Source organism: Pseudohoeflea suaedae (assembly GCF_004354915.1).
Classification (GTDB): Bacteria; Pseudomonadota; Alphaproteobacteria; order Rhizobiales; family Rhizobiaceae; genus Pseudohoeflea; species Pseudohoeflea suaedae.
On sequence record NZ_SMSI01000012.1, the window covers coordinates 1 to 670 of the forward strand.

1 pseudogene is annotated in these 670 nt (G+C 66.7%); it reads left to right on the forward strand.

From position 1 onward, the window contains the following. A pseudogene (locus E2A64_RS17860) lies at positions 1–670 on the forward strand (hypothetical protein); the annotation flags it as partial.

The window sequence follows — 670 nt, forward strand, 5'->3', positions numbered from 1 at the left end:
TCTCGACGTGGACGGCACCGTCACGATCGATTCCGGCGCCGATGTCAGGCTCGTGGCCAAGGGACCGCTCGCCTTCGAACTCGACACCGCCACCACGATCCTGACCGGCGAGCTCGACGGCGAATTCGGCTCCGTCGTCGAAGACCTGCTCTTCCTCGACGGCACGCTCAGCTTCAACGACGACAGTGTCGAACTGACCGTGAACCGCAACGACGCGGCCTTCTCCGATTTCACCCGGACACAGACCCAGGCCGACATCGCCGATGCAATCGAAAGCCTCGGCGCGGGCAATGGCGTCTTCGACAGTTTCCTCACCCTGAGCAGCGAGGACGATGTGATCGATGCGGTCGTCGCGGTCTCCGGCGAGGCCCATGCCTCGACCCAGGCCTCGGTGGTCCAGAGCGCCGGGCTGACCCGCGACCAGGTCACGTGGCGCCTGCGCTCGTCGCTGGCGAGCGACCACACGGCCGGTTCGGGTGAAGGCACGCATGGGGACCTTGCCTATGGCGAGGAAGCCAAGGCCCCGGCCGCCTTCGATCAGGTCGCCGGGCAGTCGAAAACCGGACGCGGCTATGGCTATTGGGGTCAGGCCTACGGCTCCTACGGCAAGACCAATGGCAGCGGCGAGAGCCACACCACCGAACGCTCCACCGGCGGCCTGCTGACCGGT